The following is a 19,273-nucleotide window of genomic DNA, read 5'->3' as shown; positions in this document are numbered from 1 at the left end:
CGAGCGCGCCCGCGATCAGCTCGCGCGCTTCTCGATGACGACCGACTCGATGACGACGTCGTTGACCGGCCGGTCGTTCGGCTTGGTCGTGGGCACGGCGGCGATGGCGTCCACCACCTTCTGGCCGGCCGGGTCGCTGACCTCGCCGAAGATGGTGTGCTTGCGGTTCAGCCAGGTCGTCGGGGAGACCGTGATGAAGAACTGCGAGCCGTTGGTGCCCGGGCCGGCGTTGGCCATGGCGAGCAGGTACGGCTTGTTGAAGGACAGGTCCGGGTGGAACTCGTCCTCGAACTCGTAGCCGGGACCGCCGATGCCGCTGCCCAGCGGGTCGCCGCCCTGGATCATGAAACCGCTGATCACCCGGTGGAAGACCGTGCCGTCGTAGAGCCGGTCCGTGGTCACGGCGCCGGTGCCCGGGTGGGTCCACTCACGCTCGCCCTGTGCGAGTTCGACGAAGTTCCTGACGGTCTTCGGCGCGTGGTTCGGGAACAGCCGTACCTCGATGTCGCCGTGGTTGGTCTTCAGGGTGGCGTAGAGCTGCTCGGCCACGGTGTGCCTTCCGTTGTCCTCGTGTAACCCCCCGATCCTCGCACGGCGCGGATCGGGCGGCGCCCGGCGTGCCGAGTTCCGCGGAGAGGGAGCGCTCGGCGACGATTCGTGGCAGTGTCGACGACAAGCCCCTGTTGCACCCATATGCCCGCCCTCGCATGCCGCACCGGCTCCCGGGAGGCATGATCCGTAAAAGGGTGGAAAGTCGAATTACCGTACGCCACCGAGGAGGAGGAACCCGTGACCCGCATTGACAGCGTGCGCGCCGCGACCGGCTCGGCGAAGGACAGCGTGCTGCACGCCGCGGAAGTGGTGGCGCCCTACGCCGACACGGCCAAGGAGCGTGCCGCGTATTACGCGCAAGAGGCACGCGTACGGCTGGCGCCCGTGGTGTCGCAGGCCGCCGAACAGGCCCGCGAGCAGTACGACGCCCGGCTCGCCCCACGTCTGGAGCAGGCCCGTGCGCATGTGCCGCCGAAGGTGGACATGGCCGCACACGAGGCCGCCGTCCGCACTCGCAAGGCCGCCCGGCAGGCGGCCGAGTACTCGCGTCCGAGGATCGAGCAGGCCGTGGCCGCGGCCGCGCCGGTAGCCGACGAGGCCGCCACGCGGGGCGCCGCCGCTCTGGCCGCCCTGCGCGGCCAGGTGACGGCCGAGGACATCCGGAAGCTCGCGCGCAGGAACGAGCGGCGCTGCCGGGCCGGCCGTGCCATGAAGGTGTTCGCGCTCGTCGGCCTGGTCGCGGGGGGTGCGTTCGCGGCCTGGAAGTGGTGGGACAAGCAGGCCAACCCCGACTGGCTGGTGGAGCCGCCCGCGGCGACCGAGGTGCCGGAGTCCGGCCTGGGCTCGGTGGACGGCAGCGGTTCCGCGGTGCTGGACCCGGAGGTCCAGGCGAAGCAGGCCGAGGACGAGGCCACCGACCGCGACGACAAGGACTGAGGCGGGGGCACTCCACCTGCCCGGAGACAGCTGTGGGGCGGACGACCGTCGAGTCGTCCGCCCCACAGCTGTTTCACGTGAAACGGCCGGTGAGACGGACCGCCCCCAAGAGACAAAGAAGCCCTCCGGAGCTGCGTTCCCGCAGTTCGGAGGGCTTTTCCAGGTGGAGCCTAGGGGAGTCGAACCCCTGACATCCGCCATGCAAAGACGGCGCTCTACCAACTGAGCTAAGGCCCCGGAAAGGAAGCGTCCGGCCGGAGGAACCTCGTCCCGGGCGGGCGCCGGGCACCAGAGTACCGGGTCACCCCCCGTATCCCGCAAAAAGATTGGGGGTCCCGGCGAATGACCACTCTCCGTAAGATGCTCGACGTGGTTCGCTACAGCGAACCACGGTTTCAGGGGAAGCGATGGGGAGACGCAATGGACGCCGCACAGCAGGAAGCCACCGCGAGAGCGCGGGAGCTGCAGCGGAACTGGTACGGAGAGCCGTTGGGGGCGCTCTTCCGTAAGCTCATCGACGATCTCGGGCTCAACCAGGCCCGGCTCGCGGCGGTGCTCGGGCTGTCGGCTCCGATGCTGTCGCAGCTGATGAGCGGCCAGCGCGCCAAGATCGGCAATCCCGCCGTGGTCCAGCGGGTGCAGCTGCTGCAGGAGCTGGCGGCCCAGGTCGCGGACGGCAGCGTCAGCGCGGCCGAGGCGACCGACCGGATGGACGAGATCAAGAAGTCCCAGGGGGGCTCGGTGCTGAGCAACACCACGCATACGACCAACAGTTCCGGTGCGCCGACGGTCAAGCGCGTGGTGCGCGAGATCCAGTCGCTGCTGCGCTCAGTGGCCGCCGCCGGCGACATAATCGAGGCCGCCGACAGCCTCGCCCGGACCCACCCCGAGCTGGCAGAGTTCCTCCGGGTCTACGGGGCCGGCCGTACCTCCGACGCGGTCGCGCACTACCAGTCCCACCAGAACTGATCCCACGGCCCGGTCCTCGGAGGGGGTCCGGGACCGGGCCACGGGTGTGTCGCAGGGGGGTGCGGGAAATGACCGTTTCCCGGTGGGGGCCGAGGGCGTGTCCCTCGTCGAGGGGGCCGGGGGGAGGAGCGGCGGACTGCCATGGGTGAGGTCTTCGCCGGCCGGTACGAACTGGCCGATCCGATCGGGCGCGGCGGTGTGGGCGCCGTATGGCGCGCCTGGGACCACCGCCGCCGGCGCTACGTCGCCGCCAAGGTGCTCCAGCAGAGCGACGCCCACTCACTGCTGCGCTTCGTGCGCGAGCAGGCGCTGCGCATCGATCATCCCCATGTCCTCGCCCCGGCCAGCTGGGCGGCCGACGACGACAAGGTGCTGTTCACCATGGACCTGGTCGGGGGCGGCTCGCTGGTCCACCTCGTCGGTGACTACGGCCCGCTGCCGCCGGGCTTCGTGTGCGTTCTGCTGGACCAGCTTCTGTCCGGGCTGGCCGCGGTGCACGCGGAGGGTGTCGTGCACCGCGACATCAAGCCCGCCAACGTGCTGCTCGAGGCCACCGGCACCGGCCGGCCGCGGCTGCGGCTGTCCGACTTCGGTATCGCCATGCGGTTCGGCGAGCCCCGCCTCACGGAGACCAACCTCGTGGTGGGGACGCCGGGTTATCTCGCGCCCGAGCAACTGCTGGGCTCCGAACCGGACTTCCCGGCCGACCTGTTCGCGGTGGGTCTGGTCGCCCTGTATCTGCTCGAGGGCGCCAAGCCGGACGCCAAGGCGCTGGTGCAGTACTTCGCGGAACACGGAACGCCCGGCGCGCCCAGGGGAGTTCCGGAGCCGCTCTGGCAGGTCGTCGCCACGTTGCTCCAGCCCGTTCCGGCGGCCCGATTCCGCACCGCCACGGGGGCGCGCAAGGCGCTCGCCTCCGCCGCCGAACTCCTCCCGGAGCCCGGCCCGGACGACGAGTTGATCGAGATCTTCGATCAACTCGGCCCGCTGCCGCCCGGGTTCGGACCCGAAGGGCCGCTGCGCACCGCCTCCGGAGTGCGGGCACGGCAGCCGTCGCCGGCCACGGACACCGGCCGTGGTGCCGGGCGCGGCGGTACGGGGAGCACCGGGGCGGAGCACTCCGGCACCGGCTCGATGTCGGACACCGGGAGCTTCCACCTTCCGCCCCCGCAGCCGACCCCCAGCCCGCAGCCGTACGCCCGGCACGCGGAGCAGGCGGTCTCTCCGCCGCCGTGGAACGACGGGCACGCGCCGACGCCGGTCACGGAGCCCCGCGCCCCGCACCTCCCGGCACACCACCCGCCGCCCTCCCCCGGCCGGGCCCCCACCCCGGAACCCCCGGCAGCCCCGGTGGCCCCGGCGGCTCACGCGGCGGCGGCGGCCTCCGCGCCGCCGGCGCCATGGGAGCGGCCGCGCACGGACGCCTCCACGGCGTCGTACACCGCCCAGGACCCCCGCGTCCCCCCGCCCGCCGCAGCGACCGGTCCCACGGCCGTGCCTGTTGGCAACCCCCGAGCCGGGCGCGGCCGCCGGGCCCGCCGGGCGGCCCGCCGCCCCGGGCCCCCGGCGAAGGCGGCGATCCCGATCCTGCTGCTGGCGCTGGCCTGCTACGCCGTCGGCTTCTGGGCGCTGAGCCGCGTCTGAGCCCGCCGGACCGCCACGGTCCACCCGCCGAGCACCAGCAGCAGCGCGGTCCCGGTGCCGATGCCGCCGGCCGCCAGGGCCTTCATCGCGACGCCGCCTCCCCCGGTCTCCCCGGACGCCGCGGCCCGCCGGTCCCGCTCCGTGACCGTGAAGACGTCCCCCGGCTCCGGGCGCCCGGCGTACCGCGGTCCGGCGTGCGCCTGCCCGTCGACCCGCACCCGCAGTGTCACGTGGAACGGGCCCGTTCCGAAGGTGTCGGCCATCTTCTCGCTGAGGTGCAGCACGAGGTAGTAGTCGCCGGCGAAGCGCACCGCGTTCTCCCCGGTGAGGACGGCGTACCGGTTGGCGTACTCCACGGGCGGCAGCGGATCGAGGGCCGCGGTCCTGCGGGTGCCGGTGTAGCCGAGGGAGGCGCCGTCGACGTAACCGCGCACGGGGCTGTACAGCGAGAGGTTCAGGGCGCCGCCGACGTAGCCGTGGCCGCTCGTGGCGGCGTCGAGTTCGGCGACGGCGTGCATCCGGCGGCCCCAGTCGACCGGGACCTTGTAGAAGAGGGTGCTCCCGGGTGTGATGCCGGTCCGCCAGACCCCCTGGCCCAGGGGGCGGGCGGTGGTGAATCCGGCGCCGCCGGTGCGTTCTTGAGGGTTCCCGGCGAGCGGCCCGGGAGAGGCGGAGTCCTGGGCCGGGGGCGCGGTGGTGGGTCCGGTGGCGGCCAGGCCCGGTTCGGTGACGGGTGCGATCTCCAGGTCCCAGCGCGGCGCCGGGGACGCCGTACCGCTCGCGGAGCCGCCGGTGCTCAGGCGCTCCACGCGCAGGTAGTAGGCCCCGGCTCCCTGGCACAGGGAGCGCCCGGTCTGCCGCTGTCCCAGGGCGGTCACCGGGCGGGCGCTGAGGCCCGCGCCGAACAGCGCGGAGGCGGTGGAGCAGCGGGTGCCGCGCGCGTCCTCCAGGGACACGCGGATGCCGTCGGTGGCGTTGCCGGTGGTGCCCGCCGGGGGCACGGCGGTGACCGGGGCGTACGCGGACTCGGCCGCGGTGAGGTCGAGGCGGTAGGTGAGCGAGCCGCGCACCGGGAGGGAGTCGCGGTAGGCACGGCCCGGCTCCAGACGCGGCGCGCCCGCGGTGCCGGTGGCGCCCGTGACGGACCGGCCGGCCGGGTCGAAGGCGTACGCGTCCCGGGTTCCGGCCGTCGCCGTGAAACCGCCGGGCAGCGCGGCCGCGGCGCACAGCGCGGCCGCCACGGCGCCCGCCCGGGCGGCGGCGCCCGTGGGCCGTCCGTCGCCCCGCCGCCACCGCGTCCTACGCCCTCGCCCCCGCACGTGCCGCTCCTTCACGTTCCGCGCCGCGCATCCGGCCGTGGCCCATCCTGCCCCGAGCGCCCCTGCGCCATCCGGGGATTCCGTACGGCCGTCCGAATCACCGGTACCGGGGAAGCCTCGTCCCTCGGGCGGCCCGGCGACGCCTACACCACCTCGCGCGAACCGGCAACACGAACCGTAGGACCACAGGACAATCGGACAAGAGGACCGGGCAACACAAAACCCCGACCGCGAAAGCGGCCGGGGTCTGATCAGATTCTGAATCGGTACTCAGGAACCCGTGGGCACGGAGTCGGTCGCCTCCGTCCACAGGTCCTGCTCGGCGCGATCCGCCTGGATCTGGCGGTACACGAGGAGCCCGCCGATGGCGGCCAGTGCGACCAGGAGCAGCTTCTTCACCGCGCGACCTCGTCTTTCCTTGACGTAGGGGACCTCTGGCGCCCGACTATACACACCGGCCGATATCGATCGGTGACCTGCGCCGGGCCTCAACTCCCGCCCCCCGGGAGCGCGATAGGCCGGACCGGCGCCGCCGTCGCCGCAGGGTGATCACACCCGCACGGGCCGTCACTTTCCCCGCGTTTCGCTCGACCTCGACCGGTTTCTGGAGATTTCCGGGTCTCTTACGTCCATCCGAGTGGTGTTGATCAGAACATCGACGCGCCACGGCTCCAGGTCCACCACTTCGCGACGCTCATACACATCATGAGCAAAGTACGCAAATCGCCCAACCCGAAAGTGAGGGGCCATGACCGGGAACAACAAGGTCGTGCAGCTGTGGACCGCCATCGTCACCGCATTCCTCGCGCTGTGCACGGCGCTCGGACTCGTCACCGCGACCACCGCCACCGCCGCGGCGGCCGCACCCCGGACCGAGGCGCCGCAGGACCGCGTGGCGCAGCGGACCGTCCCGACGAGCCCCATGGCGAATCTCTGGACCCGGCCCCATGCCAGGGCCCTGCCCCCCACGATGAAGCAGCGCATCCGGGCCGAGGCCCACGGAAAGTCCCCGAGCTGCCGGCACAGCCCCCTCACCGAGACGGAAGCCGAGACCGAGCCCGACCTCCAGTCCGCGGACCCGCTGAACTGCTGAATCCCCCGCAGTACTGAGAACGCAACGTTTCGACACCAGGGCGACTTGCGTACGCATCAGTCGACACGGACAGACCCCCGGCCGGGATCGGCCGGGGGTCTCGCGCTGTCCGGGGGCGTTCGGCACCGGGTCGTCACGTCCAACCCAGCGCCGTAGCCTGGGCGGATGCCCAAGGCCCCGCGCCTCGCGCGGCCCGGCGGCCGTACGGAACCGCTCCTCACCACGTGCCCGGAAAGGTGGTGGATGCCGCCGTGCCCCGGCGCGTCACCGTTGTCACCGCTGTCCACGCCCCGTCCGCCCGCTTCCTGCCGGAGGCCCACAGATCCCTGTGCGAGCAGCGGCTCCCGGACGGCTGGGACTGGCAGTGGCTGATCCAGGAGGACGGCCGGACCGACGAGGTGCGCCCGTACGTGCCGGACGACGCGCGGGTGAGTTTCCGGCAGGGCCGGCCGGGCGGCCCGGGCGTCGCCCGCACCATCGCGCTGGCCCGCGCGGACGGCGCGTACGTGAAGGTCCTGGACGCCGACGACCGGCTCACGCCCGGCGCGCTCGCCCGTGACCTGGCCGTCCTGGAGGCCGACCGCACGATCGGCTGGACCACCTCGCGGACGCTCGACCTGCTTCCCGACGGCTCCACGGCCGGTTTCCCCGGCGACCCGGACGCCGGCCCCGTCGAACGCGGCGCCGTCCTGCGCTTCTGGAAGGAGCACGGGTACCGCGCGCAGGTCCATCCGGCGTCGCTCTGCGTCCGCCGGGACCTGCTGACGGCCCTGGGCGGCTGGATGGCCCTGCCCGCCTCCGAGGACACCGGCCTGCTGCTGGCGCTGAACGCGGTCAGCCGCGGCTGGTTCAACGGGGAGGCCGGACTGCTGTACCGGAAGTGGGAGGGACAGGTGACCGGTCAGGCCGCGCACACCGACCCGGACGAGCGGGACGCCCGCATGGCGGTGGTGGAGGCCCGGGCACGTGCCCTCGCGGACCTCGGCTGGGCCTGTCCGGCCGGCCGGTGAGCCGCGGCCGTCCGCGTCATTCGGTGAGCACGACGGCCTGCGAGGGGCACCTCTCGGCGGCCTCGCGCACCGACGGGTCGTCCCCGGCGTCCTCCCGGCCGGGCCGGACCACGCCGTACCCGTCCTCGAACGCGAACACGGACGGGGCACGGTGCGCGCACTCGGCGGAGCCGTAGCACACGGCACGGTCCACGGAGACCTTCATGCGTCCTCCAGCCTTGCGGGACCCCGGCGCCCTCGCGGGCCGGCCGGCGGTCGGTGACGGACTGCCAGGACGTGACTGCCCGGTTCGGCCGCCCGGTGAACCGCCGGCCCGTACCCGGTCCGTCCGGCACCGGTCCCTCCCCTCGTGGGGACCGCTACCGGACGGATCGGGTGGCGTCGCCCGCGCCGTGTCGGCGTATCGGCGCGGGGGCCAGGCGTCCGGGACCTCGAGGCGCTCGGGCTTGTCGACGTCCACCGCGCCCGGCGGGCACATTGGCCGGATACGTTCGGCGCCCCGGGCCGCCCGCCCGGGTACCCGGGCCGGTGGCCTGTCCGGACCGAGTGTGACGGTTCCGCTACCGCGTCGTGATCCTGCCATTTACGGCCCCGAACGAGGAGGTCCCGGCATCCGGTCCAGGGCTTAGCCGCAGGTCAGCCGTATAGGGTGAGTTTTCCGGTCCGGACGTCCTGAAGCGGGGGGAGTAAGGGGTGGGACCTTGAGTTCCGACTCAGGGACACGCACGGCCTTCGCCGAGCGGCTCGCGCTGCTGTACAAGGAGGCCGGCAATCCACCCCTGAAGAGCGTGTCCGAGGCGGTCGTACGGCTGCAGCGGGTGGACGAGCGCGGACGGCCGGTGCGGGTGTCCGCCCAGCGGATCAGCGACTGGCGGCGCGCCAAGAACGTACCGGCCCAGTTCGCCGCCCTCGCGGCCGTCCTGCAGATCCTCATCCCGGAGGCCCGCCGCGCCCGGCCGGTCCCGGTCTCCAGCGGGCTGTACGACCTGTCCCAGTGGCAGCGCCTGTGGGAGCGCGCGCTGGCCGATCCGGCCGGCGACCGCCCCGCGGTGCCCGCCCAGGAGAACCGGCGGCCGCCGACCCAGGCGCCGCCCGTCGCCGGCGGTGTGTGCCCGTACCGGGGCCTGGCTCCCTACCGCCAGGAGGACGCCCGGTGGTTCTTCGGGCGGGAGCGGAGCACCGAGGCCCTCGTGGCCCAGCTGCGCGCCGCGGAGCGCACCGGCGGACTGATCATGATCGTCGGCGCCTCAGGCGCCGGGAAGTCGTCCCTGCTGAACGCCGGCCTGGTGCCCGCGGTACGGGACGGCGCGCTCGGCGACGCAGGCGGCCCGCCGCCGGCCGTGCTCCAGCTGGTGCCGGGCGCCGATCCGCTGGGCGAGCTGAGCCGCCGGATCCCGGAACTGGCCGCCCTCGCCGCCGACGCGCGCGCCGCCGAGACCGAGACGGCCGGCCGGCCGGCCGCACCGGCCACCGGCGCCCCGCGCTTCACCCGCGCGGTGCGCGCGGCGGTCACGGCGTGGGCGCGCCGGGAGACCTCCGCCCCGGACGAGGAGGCCGACGAAGCGTCGCCGACAGGGGCCGGCTCGCCGGACACCCGGGTGCCCGGGCCCGACACGGCCGCCGCGCGGGCGGACCGGGGCGGCGCCGAGGGCACGCTCCCCATCCCGCACCAGTCCGGCGCCCCGCTCCGCACCCCGGACGACGCCACCGGCGCCCCCTCCCCGCACCCGCCCGCCCCCGCCGCGCGGCCGCGAGCGGTGATCATCGTCGACCAGTTCGAGGAGACCTTCACCCTCTGCCCCGACGAGGCCGACCGCCGCGCCCTCGTCCGGTTACTGCACGCGGCCTGCACCCCGCCCGCGGACCCGCCCGGGGCCGCCCCCGCCCTCGTGGTCCTCGGCGTCCGGGCCGACTTCTACGAGCAGTGCCTCGGCCACCCCGAGCTGGCCGACGCGCTGCAGCACCGGCACATGGTGCTCGGGCCGCTCACCACGGCGGAACTGCGCGAGGCGGTGACCGGGCCCGCCAAGGCGGTGGGCCTGGAGCTGGAACCGGGGCTCGCGGAGCTGATCGTGCGGGAGGTGAGCGCGGACGGCCCGCGCGGAGCGCACGACGCCGGAGTGCTCCCGCTCCTCTCGCACGCCCTGCTCGCCACCTGGCAGCGCCGCAAGGCGGGCCGGCTGACCCTGGCCGGCTACCGCGCGGCGGGCGGCATCCAGGGCGCGGTGGCGGCGACCGCCGAGCGCGCCTGGACCAGCCTCGACCCGGCCGCCCGCACCGCGGCCCGGCTGCTGCTGCTGCGCCTGGTCCGGCTGGGCGAGGACACCCAGGCCACCCGCCGGCGCGGCACCCGGCGCCAGTTGGCGCAGGAGTCGGCCGACCCCGGCAAGACGGAGGAGTCCCTCGAGGCGCTGGTGCGCGCCCGGCTGGTCACGCTGGACGCGGAGACCGTGGAGATCACCCACGAGGCCCTGCTGCACGCCTGGCCGCGGCTGCGCCACTGGATCGACGAGGACCGGGGCGACCATCTGCTGCGCCAGCGGCTGGAGGAGGACGGCCGCGCCTGGGAGGCCTCGGACCGGGACAGCGCGCTGCTCTACCGGGGCTCCCGCCTGGAACAGGCCCGCGGCTGGGCCAAGTCGGCCGGGGACACCTACCTGACCCGCGGCGCGGTGCAGTTCCTGGCCGCCTCGGTCCGGCTGCGCAGGCGCACCGTCCTGATCAGCCGCGCCGCGGTGGCGGCCCTGGTCGTGCTCGCCGTGCTGGCGGCCGGTTCGGCGGTGGTGGCCTGGCAGCAGCGGGACGACGCCGTGTTCGAGCAGGTGATCGCGGAGGCGGACCGGGTCCAGCACACCGATCCGTCGCTGGCCGCCCAGCTGGACCTGGTCGCCCACGACCTGCGGCCGGACGACGAGGGGACGTACAGCAGGCTGATCTCGATCGTGAACGCCCCCCTCGCCACCCCGCTCCTCGGCCACCACGGCGCCGTCTACCTCACCTCGTTCAGCCCCGACGGCAAACTCCTCGCCACGGCCGGCTACGACCGGACGGTCCGCCTGTGGAACGTGGCGGACCGGGGCCGCCCGAAGCCGCTGGGCAAGCCCCTCACCGGGCACACGAGCTGGGTCAGCAGCGCGGTCTTCAGCCCGGACGGCCACACCCTCGCCAGCGCCGGGGACGACGGAACGATCAGGCTGTGGGACGTCACCGACCCCGCCCGCCCAGCCCCGCTGGGCAAACCCCTCCCCGGCCGTCAGGGCACGATCTACCTGGTCGCCTTCAGCCCCGACGGACGCACCCTGGCCGCCGCCGGCGAGGACCGCACCGTACGCCTGTGGAACGTCTCCGAACCGCGCCGGCCCGAACCGCTCGGCGCGCTGGGCGGGCACACGGCCGCGGTGCGCTGCGTGGCGTTCAGCCCCGACGGACGCACCCTCGCGGCCGGCGGCGACGACGGCACGGTCAGGCTGTGGAACACGGCCGACCCACGGCACCCGCGCCCGCTGCCCAGGGTGCTCACCGGCCACACGGACCTCGTGCACTCGGTGGCGTTCAGCCCCGACGGACGCACTCTGGCCAGCGGCAGCGCGGACGACACCATCCGGCTGTGGAACGTCGCCGACCCCGCGCGCGCGACGCCGGCCGGCTCACCGCTCACCGGTCACACCGGCCCCGTCTGGTCCGTCTCCTTCAGTCCCGACGGCAACCGGCTCGCCGCGGCCAGCGCGGACAGCACGGCGAGCCTGTGGAACGTCGGCGACCCGGCGTCGGCGTCCCAGGTCGGCGAGCCGCTGGCGGGCGGCAGCGGCGAGATGTACGCCCTGGGGTTCAGTCCGGACGGCCGGACCCTCGCCACCGGCAACGGTGACGGCAAGGCCCGCCTGTGGTCGGTGCCGACGTCGGACATGACCGGTCGCGGCGGGGCGTTCCGCCCGGACGGGAAGGTGCTCGCCACGGCCGCGCGCGACGGCGCGATCCGGCTGTGGGACGTGACCGCCCCCGGCCGGCCCGTGCCCCTGGGCCGGCCCTTCATGCGGACGAGCGGCGACCAGCGGTCCCTGGTGTTCTCGCCGGACGGCTGCACCCTCGCGGTGCTGACCGGAACCCGGACGGTGCGCCTGTGGAACGTCGCCGACCCCGCCCGCCCGGTCTCCGCCGGGCCGCCGCTGCGCCTGCGGACCCGGTTCATGGGCCCGGACGCGCTGGCCTACAGTCCCGACGGGCGCACCCTGGCCACCGCCTACGACGACCGCACCATCCGGCTGTGGAACGTCACCGACCCCGCCCGTGCCGCACCGCTCGGCAAGCCCCTCACCGGGCACCGGGGCTTCGTCAACGCGCTCGCCTTCAGCCCCGACGGGCACACCCTGGCCAGCGGCAGCGCGGACAGCACCGTCCGGCTGTGGAACGTCACCGACCCCGCCCGTGCCGCACCGCTCGGCAAGCCGCTCACCGGGCACTCCGGCCCCGTCAACACGCTCGCCTACAGCCCCGACGGGCACACCCTGGCCAGCGGCGGCGACGACGACACGGTCCGGCTCTGGGACGTGGCAGACCCCCGTGCGGCGACCGAGCCGGGGCGGCCGCTCACCGGACACACCGAGGCGGTCACGTCGCTGACGTTCGGCGAATCCGGCCACATCCTGGCGAGCGGCGGCAACGACAACACCGTGCGGCTGTGGAACGTCACCCGGCCCTCGTCGGCCAGCGCCATCGGCCAGTCGATGAGCCCCTACGCCAAGACCGGCAACTTCCTGGCGTTCAGCCCCAACAGCCGTGTGCTCGGGGTGTCCAGCGGCGCGGACACGGTCCGGTTGTGGCGCCTGGACGCCGACGCGGCCATCCGGCACATCTGCGCCGTCACCCGGGGCGTGCTGACCGAGCGGAAATGGCACGAGTACCTGCCCCGCCTGTCCTACGACCCCCCGTGCCGCTGACCGATCAAGATCGGCCAACTCCCCGCCCCTACAAGCCGGTTGCCTCCCACAACCACCCCAACCTTGTTACCCTTGGCCATGGCCCGATCGCTGGTGCATCCCCCGTCGCCAGCGGTCGGGCCTTCCGCATGCCGCGCCCGTCCTACTCCTCCGGCTCCCATGCGCGGAGCAGGTCGAACAGGCCTGCGTCTCCCTCGATCCGCAGGGAGTCCGCCGGGATGCGGTCGTACACGAAGAGCACCAGCTCACTGGCCGTGCCACGCACGGAGACACCGGCCGCGTCCGGGCCCTCGCCGCCATCGGCGACAGGCGTCGTGCCGGGCGCGGGGACACGGGCGGAGCGTGCGCCGTCGCCGTCGACCGTGAGGCGCCAGGAGCGGCCCTCGGTGGCGTGGAAGTCGAAGGCAGTGGGCTTGTGCGGCCAGGCACTCGACGTCGCGACGCAGGTGAACAAGAACTCCTCGACACCGTCGAGTGCCACCTCCTCCGGCAGCGGCTCCGGGGCGCCCACGGTGATCTGGGCGTCGTAGGTGTGCACCGCCATCTGCTGGAGCTGGTGCCGGGCGACGGCGCCACAGGTCCGCGGCGACTGGGACGCGCCCCACCACGTCCAGCAGCCGCGGTCCGGGCCGGCCTCCCGCAGCGCGTCCAGCAGTTGACCCGTGGACTCCGCCAGCCAGGCCGACAGGGCCTCGCGCTCCCGAGGCGCGGCCGGGGCGCCCTCCGCCGCGGACTTGGCCGGAGCGGGCCCTGCGGCGACGGTGGCGGCCCAGTCGCGGCGCCCCTCGCCGATGTGCTGCGCCAGATCGAACAGCGTCCACTCGGGGCAGGTCGGCACCCGCACGTCGAGGCTGGGCGCGGAGGCGACCGCGGCGCGGAAGGCGCTCGCCCGTTCGTCGATCAGTCGCAACAGAACGGGGAACGCGAGTGTCGTCGTCACACGGACTCTCTATCACCGCGGTCCGACGATCGGACAGTGATTTTCCCGGCCGCGGCGGCGGGCGCGGGGCACCGGGCACGGACCGTGCGCCACTGGAGCACCCGCTCATGGGCTGATGCCGGCCACGGATGCCGAAGACCCTCAGCCGGTATCGACTGAGGGTCTTCTCGTATGTGGGGCTAACAGGATTTGAACCTGTGGCCTCATCCTTATCAGGGATGCGCTCTAACCAACTGAGCTATAGCCCCGCCGCGCTCTGCGGTGTGTGTCCCGCGCGCTGACTCCTGAAGATTAGCGCACGAGGGCGGCAGTCCCAAAATCGGTTGTCAGGGGGCTGCCGGGCGAGGCCGGCAGCCGGTCACTCGTCCTCGGCCAGCGTCAGTTCGACGCCGCCCACGAAGCCCGCGGACAGGTTGTAGATGAAGGCGCCCAGCGTGGCGAGCGCCGTGGCGAGGATGACGTCGATGACCGCGATGATCGACGCGAAGGTCAGCACGTGCGGCAGGGAGAGGAAGGACTGCAGGTCGAAGCCGTTCGCCTCGTTGGAGCCGGTCGCCTCCGAGATCGTGCCGCCGACCGTCGAGAACACGCCCATCGCGTCCATGACCATCCACAGCACCGCCGAGGCGACGACCGTGCAGATGCCCAGCGCGATGGAGAGCAGGAAGCTGACCTTCATCACCGACCACGGGTCGGCCTTGGCCACCCGCAGCCGCGCCTTGCGGGTGCGCGGCGCGGTCCGCGCGCCGGTGCGCGGCCGGCGCACGGCGCCGGTGGGCGTCTGCGCCGGGTACGCCTGCGGCGGGTGGTAGGGACCGGACTGCTGCTCGGAGCGCCGCTCACCGGGGAGCGGGGAGGCGGACTGGCCCTCGGCGGGCTGGGTCTGCGAGCCTCGGGTGTCCGTCACGGTTCCCCCCTGGGATGCCGGCGTATCGGTGGAGGGCGAGTCCTTCGCCGCGGGCCTGACCGCCCTCAGCTGGGTCGTGTGCGGGTCCGCCGCACCCGCCCCGTGCGCGGCGGAGCCACGGCCGCCGCCCGTTTCCGTACCCGTGGGGGTACCGGCCGATCCGGCGCCCGTGGCTCCGCTCACGATGACTCTCTCCTCGTGCTACTCGGCCGAGGGCGCCTCACCCTCGTCCGTGCCGGTGAGCGCGGACGCCTCGGCGGTCTCGTCGGCGGCGTCCTCGCCGTCGACCCCCTCCGCCTCGCGCCCCGCCTCGGCGTTACGTGCGATGCCGACGACGGCATCGCGCTTGCCCAGGTTGATCAGTTGGACGCCCATGGTGTCACGGCCCGTCTCCCTGACCTCGCTGACTCGCGTACGAATCACACCGCCGGACAGGGTGATGGCGAGGATCTCGTCGCTCTCCTCGACAATCAGCGCGCCGACGAGCGAGCCGCGGTCCTCCACGATCTTGGCGGCCTTGATGCCGAGGCCGCCGCGACCCTGGACGCGGTACTCGTCGACGGCGGTCCGCTTCGCGTACCCGCCGTCCGTAGCAGTGAACACGAACGTACCGGGTCGAACGACATTCATCGAGAGAAGCTCGTCCGCCTCACGGAAACTCATGCCCTTGACGCCCGAGGTGGCACGGCCCATCGGTCGCAAAGTGTCGTCCGAGGCGGTGAACCTGATCGACTGCGCCTTCTTGCTGACCAGGAGCAGATCGTCGTCGGCGGAGACGAGTTCGGCACCGATCAGTTCGTCGTCGGTTCCGTCCTCCCGCCCGCGCAGATTGATCGCGATCACACCGCCGGCGCGGGGCGAATCGTAATCCTTCAGAGGCGTCTTCTTGACCAGACCCGACTTCGTGGCGAGGACCAGGTACGGCGCCGCCTCGTAGTCGCGGATCGCGAGGATCTCGGCGATCGCCTCGTCCGGCTGGAAGGCGAGCAGGTTCGCCACGTGCTGTCCGCGCGCGTCCCGGCCGGCCTCCGGCAGCTCGTACGCCTTCGCCCGGTACACCCGGCCCTTGTTCGTGAAGAACAGCAGCCAGTGGTGCGTGGTGGAGACGAAGAAGTGGTCGACGATGTCGTCTTCCTTCAGCTTCGTGCCGCGCACGCCCTTGCCGCCGCGCTTCTGCGCCCGGTAGTCGTGCGTCTTGGTCCGCTTGACGTAGCCGCCACGCGTGACGGTGACGACGATGTCCTCCTCGGCGATCAGGTCCTCGATGGACATGTCGCCCTCGTACGGGATCAGCTTGGTCTGCCGGTCGTCGCCGTACTTCTCGACGATCGCGGCCAGCTCCTCGCTGACGATCCCGCGCTGGCGGACCGGCGAGGCGAGGATCTCGTTGTACTCGTTGATCTTCGCCTGGAGCTCGTCGTGCTCCTGGACGATCTTCCGGCGCTCCAGGGCGGCCAGCCGCCGAAGCTGCATCTCGAGGATCGCGTTGGCCTGGATCTCGTCGATCTCCAGCAGGCCCATCAGGCCGCCGCGCGCGATCTCGACGGTGTCGCTGCGCCGGATCAGCGCGATGACCTCGTCGATGGCGTCCAGGGCCTTCAGCAGACCGCGCAGGATGTGCGCCCGCTCCTCGGCCTTGCGCAGCCGGAACCGGGTCCGGCGGACGATGACCTCGATCTGGTGCGCCACCCAGTGGCGGATGAACGCGTCCAGGGACAGGGTGCGCGGCACGCCGTCGACGAGCGCCAGCATGTTGGCGCCGAAGTTCGTCTGCAGGTCGGTGTGCTTGTACAGGTTGTTCAGGACGACCTTGGCGACCGCGTCCCGCTTCAGCACGATGACCAGGCGCTGGCCCGTGCGGGACGAGGTCTCGTCGCGGACGTCGGCGATGCCGCCGATCTTCGCGTCCTTCACCAGGTCGGCGATCTTCTGCGCCAGGTTGTCCGGGTTCACCTGGTACGGCAGCTCGGTCACCACCAGGCACTGGCGGTTCTGGATCTCCTCGACCTCGACCACCGCGCGCATCGTGATGGAGCCGCGGCCCGTGCGGTACGCCTCCTCGATGCCCTTGCGGCCGACCACCAGGGCGCCGGTCGGGAAGTCCGGGCCCTTGATGCGCTCCATGAGCGCGTCCAGCAGCTCCTCGTGGGAGGCCTCCGGGTTCTCCAGGTACCACTGGGCGCCGGACGCGACCTCGCGCAGGTTGTGCGGCGGAATGTTGGTCGCCATGCCGACCGCGATACCGGCCGAGCCGTTGATCAGCAGGTTCGGGAAGCGCGCCGGCAGGACGGTCGGCTCCTGGGAGCGGCCGTCGTAGTTGTCCGTGAAGTCGACGGTCTCCTCGTCGATGTCGCGGACCATCTCCATCGACAGCGGCGCCATCTTGCACTCGGTGTAGCGCATCGCCGCCGCCGGGTCGTTGCCCGGGGAGCCGAAGTTGCCGTTGGAGTCCACCAGCGGCATCCGCATCGACCACGGCTGTGCGAGGCGGACCAGCGCGTCGTAGATCGAGGAGTCGCCGTGCGGGTGGTAGTTGCCCATGACGTCGCCGACGACACGGGCGCACTTGTAGAAGCCGCGCTCGGGGCGGTAGCCGCCGTCGTACATCGCGTACAGCACGCGGCGGTGGACGGGCTTGAGACCGTCCCGGACGTCGGGCAGCGCACGGGACACGATGACGGACATCGCGTAGTCCAGGTACGAGCGCTGCATCTCCGTCTCGAGCCCGACGGGCTCGACGCGCATCGCGAGCTCGCCGCCCTCGGTCTCAGGGGTTTCCGGAGTGTTCTCGTCGGCCATTGCTGGTGAAGATCCTTCCTGGTGCGGTCAGCTGAGACCGACTCAGATGTCGAGGAAGCGGACGTCCTTGGCGTTGCGCTGGATGAACGCGCGGCGGGCCTCGACGTCCTCGCCCATGAGGACCGAGAACAGGTCGTCGGCCTGGGCGGCGTCGTCCAGGGTGACCTGGCCGAGGACGCGGTGCTCCTGGTCCATCGTGGTGACGCGCAGCTCCTCGGCGTTCATCTCGCCGAGGCCCTTGAAGCGCTGGATCGAGTCCTCGCGGACGCGCTTGCCGCGCTGCCGGCCCATCTCGATCAGCGCGTCGCGCTCGCGGTCCGAGTACGCGTACTCGATGTCGTCGCGGCCCCACTTGATCTTGTACAGCGGAGGGCGGGAGAGGTACACGTGCCCGGCCTCGACCAGCGGCCGCATGAAGCGGAACAGGAAGGTCAGCAGCAGGGTGCTGATGTGCTGTCCGTCGACGTCGGCGTCCGCCATCAGGATGATCTTGTGATAGCGGAGCTTCTCGATGTCGAAGTCCTCGTGCACGCCGGTGCCGAACGCGGAGATCAGCGCCTGGATCTCCTGGTTCTGCAGGATCTTGTCGATCCTGGCCTTCTCGACGTTGAGGATCTTGCCGCGGATCGGGAGGATCGCCTGGTACTGCGGGTTGCGGCCCGACTTGGCCGAGCCGCCGGCGGAGTCACCCTCGACGATGAAGATCTCGCACTTGGTGGGGTCGTTCGACTGGCAGTCGGACAGCTTGCCCGGCAGCGACGCCGACTCCAGCAGGCCCTTGCGCCGGGTCAGGTCGCGCGCCTTGCGGGCCGCGACGCGCGCGGTGGCCGCCTGGATGCCCTTGCGGATGATGTCCGCGGCCTCGACCGGGTTGCGGTCCAGCCAGTCGTTGAGGTGCTCGTACACCGCCCGCTGCACGAAGGTCTTCGCCTCCGTGTTGCCCAGCTTGGTCTTCGTCTGGCCCTCGAACTGCGGCTCGCTCAGCTTGACCGAGATGATCGCGGTCAGACCCTCGCGGATGTCGTCTCCGGTGAGGTTGTCGTCCTTCTCGCGCAGCAGCTTCTTGTCACGCGCGTACTTGTTGATCAGGCTCGTGAGGGCCGCCCGGAAGCCCTCCTCGTGCGTACCGCCCTCGTGCGTGTGGATGATGTTCGCGAAGGAGTACACGCCCTCGCTGTAGCCGCTGTTCCACTGCATCGCGACCTCGAGGGACAGGCTCTTGTCCTTGTCCTCCGCCTCCAGGTCGATGACGGTGGGGTGCACCACGTCGCCCTTGCGGGAGTTGAGGTACTTCACGAAGTCGACGATGCCGCCCTCGTAGTGGTACGTGACCGACTTGACCTCGGCCTTCTCGTCCGCGCCCGCCTCGTCCGCGCCGCTGGTGGCCTTCGCCGACTCGCGCTCGTCGGTGAGCCGGAGCGTCAGGCCCTTGTTGAGGAACGCCATCTCCTGGAAACGCCGCGACAGCGTCTCGAAGGAGTACTCGGTGGTCTCGAAGATCTCCGGGTCGGCCCAGAACGTGACCGACGTACCGGTCTGCTCGATGGCCTCGTGCTTGGCCAGCGGGGCGGTCGGGACGCCCATCTTGTAGTCCTGCGTCCACCGGTGACCGTCGGTCCTGACCTCGACGGAGACCTTGGAGGACAGGGCGTTCACGACGGAGACGCCGACGCCGTGCAGACCACCGGAGACCGCGTAGCCGCCGCCGCCGAACTTGCCGCCCGCGTGCAGCACGGTCAGCACGACCTCCAGGGCCGGCTTGCCCTCGGAGGGCACGATGCCCACCGGGATGCCGCGCCCGTTGTCGACGACGCGCACGCCGCCGTCGGCGAGGATCGTGACGTCGATGGTGTCCGCGTGACCGGCCAGCGCCTCGTCGACCGAGTTGTCGACGACCTCGTACACCAGGTGGTGCAGGCCCCGCTCACCGGTCGAGCCGATGTACATGCCGGGTCGCTTGCGGACCGCGTCCAGCCCTTCGAGCACGGTGATGGCGCTGGCGTCGTAGGAGGCGGAGACCGTGCCGGGTGCCGCGGCCTCGCCGGTGTCGCCGGCGTCGGTGGACGGGATGTTCTCGTTGGGGTTGCCGGAATCGGCCACGAAGCGCCCTTTCTGGCACAGCACGAGCCAGGCTCCTGGGACGACCCCTCCCTGGAGAGGGGTTACC

General features: G+C 72.5%; 14 protein-coding genes and 2 tRNA genes. 6 read left to right on the top strand and 10 right to left on the bottom strand.

The genetic code is table 11. The annotated features are described in order from the left end of the window. Positions 1-15: 15 nt before the first annotated feature. Positions 16-549, bottom strand: coding sequence for a peptidylprolyl isomerase (locus ACZ7JA_RS09890; protein WP_351661823.1), 534 nt, complete (start codon positions 547-549; stop codon positions 16-18). 240 nt (positions 550-789) lie between these two features. Here ACZ7JA_RS09890 and ACZ7JA_RS09885 point away from each other — a divergent pair, with 240 nt between their 5' ends. After that, entirely contained in the window at positions 790-1,488 is a 699-nt protein-coding gene (locus tag ACZ7JA_RS09885) for a DUF5324 family protein (protein WP_351661820.1), read from the top strand. Positions 1,489-1,652: 164 nt separating this feature from the next. On the opposite strand, the gene ACZ7JA_RS09880 is transcribed toward ACZ7JA_RS09885, so the two are convergent. Further along, a tRNA-Ala gene (locus ACZ7JA_RS09880) sits at positions 1,653-1,725 on the bottom strand. A gap of 183 nt (positions 1,726-1,908) precedes the next feature. On the opposite strand from ACZ7JA_RS09880, the gene ACZ7JA_RS09875 reads away from it, so the two are divergent. Together ACZ7JA_RS09875 and ACZ7JA_RS09870 are read left to right on the top strand one after the other, a co-directional pair. Further along, complete coding sequence (locus tag ACZ7JA_RS09875) at positions 1,909-2,457, top strand: helix-turn-helix domain-containing protein (RefSeq protein ID WP_351661817.1); 549 nt, start codon at positions 1,909-1,911, stop codon at positions 2,455-2,457. Positions 2,458-2,598: 141 nt separating this feature from the next. After that, positions 2,599-4,101: a serine/threonine-protein kinase gene (locus ACZ7JA_RS09870; protein WP_470807851.1), complete on the top strand. Its 1,503-nt coding sequence runs from the start codon at positions 2,599-2,601 to the stop codon at positions 4,099-4,101. Here the strand turns inward: ACZ7JA_RS09870 and ACZ7JA_RS09865 are convergent. Together ACZ7JA_RS09865 and ACZ7JA_RS09860 are read right to left on the bottom strand one after the other, a co-directional pair. Further along, positions 4,065-5,420 carry a hypothetical protein gene (locus tag ACZ7JA_RS09865; protein WP_470807850.1) on the bottom strand — a complete coding sequence of 452 codons (1,356 nt, stop codon included), beginning with the start codon at positions 5,418-5,420 and terminating at the stop codon, positions 4,065-4,067. The genes ACZ7JA_RS09870 and ACZ7JA_RS09865 overlap by 37 nt on opposite strands. Positions 5,421-5,690: 270 nt before the next feature. Then, complete coding sequence (locus tag ACZ7JA_RS09860) at positions 5,691-5,819, bottom strand: DLW-39 family protein (RefSeq protein WP_003999697.1); 129 nt, start codon at positions 5,817-5,819, stop codon at positions 5,691-5,693. A gap of 349 nt (positions 5,820-6,168) precedes the next feature. On the opposite strand from ACZ7JA_RS09860, the gene ACZ7JA_RS09855 reads away from it, so the two are divergent. Together ACZ7JA_RS09855 and ACZ7JA_RS09850 are read left to right on the top strand one after the other, a co-directional pair. Next, entirely contained in the window at positions 6,169-6,513 is a 345-nt protein-coding gene (locus ACZ7JA_RS09855) for a DUF6344 domain-containing protein (RefSeq protein WP_351661810.1), read from the top strand. A gap of 251 nt (positions 6,514-6,764) precedes the next feature. After that, positions 6,765-7,523: a glycosyltransferase family 2 protein gene (locus ACZ7JA_RS09850; protein ID WP_470807849.1), complete on the top strand. Its 759-nt coding sequence runs from the start codon at positions 6,765-6,767 to the stop codon at positions 7,521-7,523. 16 nt (positions 7,524-7,539) lie between these two features. Here the strand turns inward: ACZ7JA_RS09850 and ACZ7JA_RS09845 are convergent, their stop codons facing one another. After that, positions 7,540-7,728 carry a ferredoxin gene (locus ACZ7JA_RS09845; RefSeq protein ID WP_389451904.1) on the bottom strand — a complete coding sequence of 63 codons (189 nt, stop codon included), beginning with the start codon at positions 7,726-7,728 and terminating at the stop codon, positions 7,540-7,542. A 496-nt stretch (positions 7,729-8,224) separates the two neighbouring features. Here ACZ7JA_RS09845 and ACZ7JA_RS09840 point away from each other — a divergent pair, with 496 nt between their 5' ends. Continuing rightward, positions 8,225-12,460 carry an nSTAND1 domain-containing NTPase gene (locus tag ACZ7JA_RS09840; RefSeq protein ID WP_470807848.1) on the top strand — a complete coding sequence of 1,412 codons (4,236 nt, stop codon included), beginning with the start codon at positions 8,225-8,227 and terminating at the stop codon, positions 12,458-12,460. Positions 12,461-12,602: 142 nt separating this feature from the next. On the opposite strand, the gene ACZ7JA_RS09835 is transcribed toward ACZ7JA_RS09840, so the two are convergent. The 5 genes from ACZ7JA_RS09835 to gyrB form a co-directional block, all read right to left on the bottom strand. Then, entirely contained in the window at positions 12,603-13,400 is a 798-nt protein-coding gene (locus ACZ7JA_RS09835) for a maleylpyruvate isomerase family mycothiol-dependent enzyme (RefSeq protein WP_470807847.1), read from the bottom strand. 174 nt (positions 13,401-13,574) lie between these two features. Continuing rightward, a tRNA-Ile gene (locus tag ACZ7JA_RS09830) sits at positions 13,575-13,648 on the bottom strand. 110 nt (positions 13,649-13,758) lie between these two features. After that, the gene (locus tag ACZ7JA_RS09825; RefSeq protein WP_351661795.1) at positions 13,759-14,490 is read right to left on the bottom strand and encodes a DUF3566 domain-containing protein; all 732 of its coding nucleotides are present in this window, start codon (positions 14,488-14,490) and stop codon (positions 13,759-13,761) included. A gap of 18 nt (positions 14,491-14,508) precedes the next feature. Then, on the bottom strand, positions 14,509-17,106 hold the full coding sequence (gene gyrA, locus ACZ7JA_RS09820; RefSeq protein ID WP_470807846.1) for a DNA gyrase subunit A: 2,598 nt from the start codon (positions 17,104-17,106) through the stop codon (positions 14,509-14,511). A 42-nt stretch (positions 17,107-17,148) separates the two neighbouring features. Next, positions 17,149-19,230, bottom strand: coding sequence for a DNA topoisomerase (ATP-hydrolyzing) subunit B (gene gyrB / locus ACZ7JA_RS09815; protein WP_351661789.1), 2,082 nt, complete (start codon positions 19,228-19,230; stop codon positions 17,149-17,151). Positions 19,231-19,273 lie beyond the last annotated feature (43 nt).

The sequence above is a fragment of the Streptomyces sp. NPDC038135 genome (genome assembly GCF_055601245.1).
The sequence above is the reverse complement of the archived record's forward strand: the minus strand, read 5'-3'. Positions and strand labels throughout refer to the sequence as shown.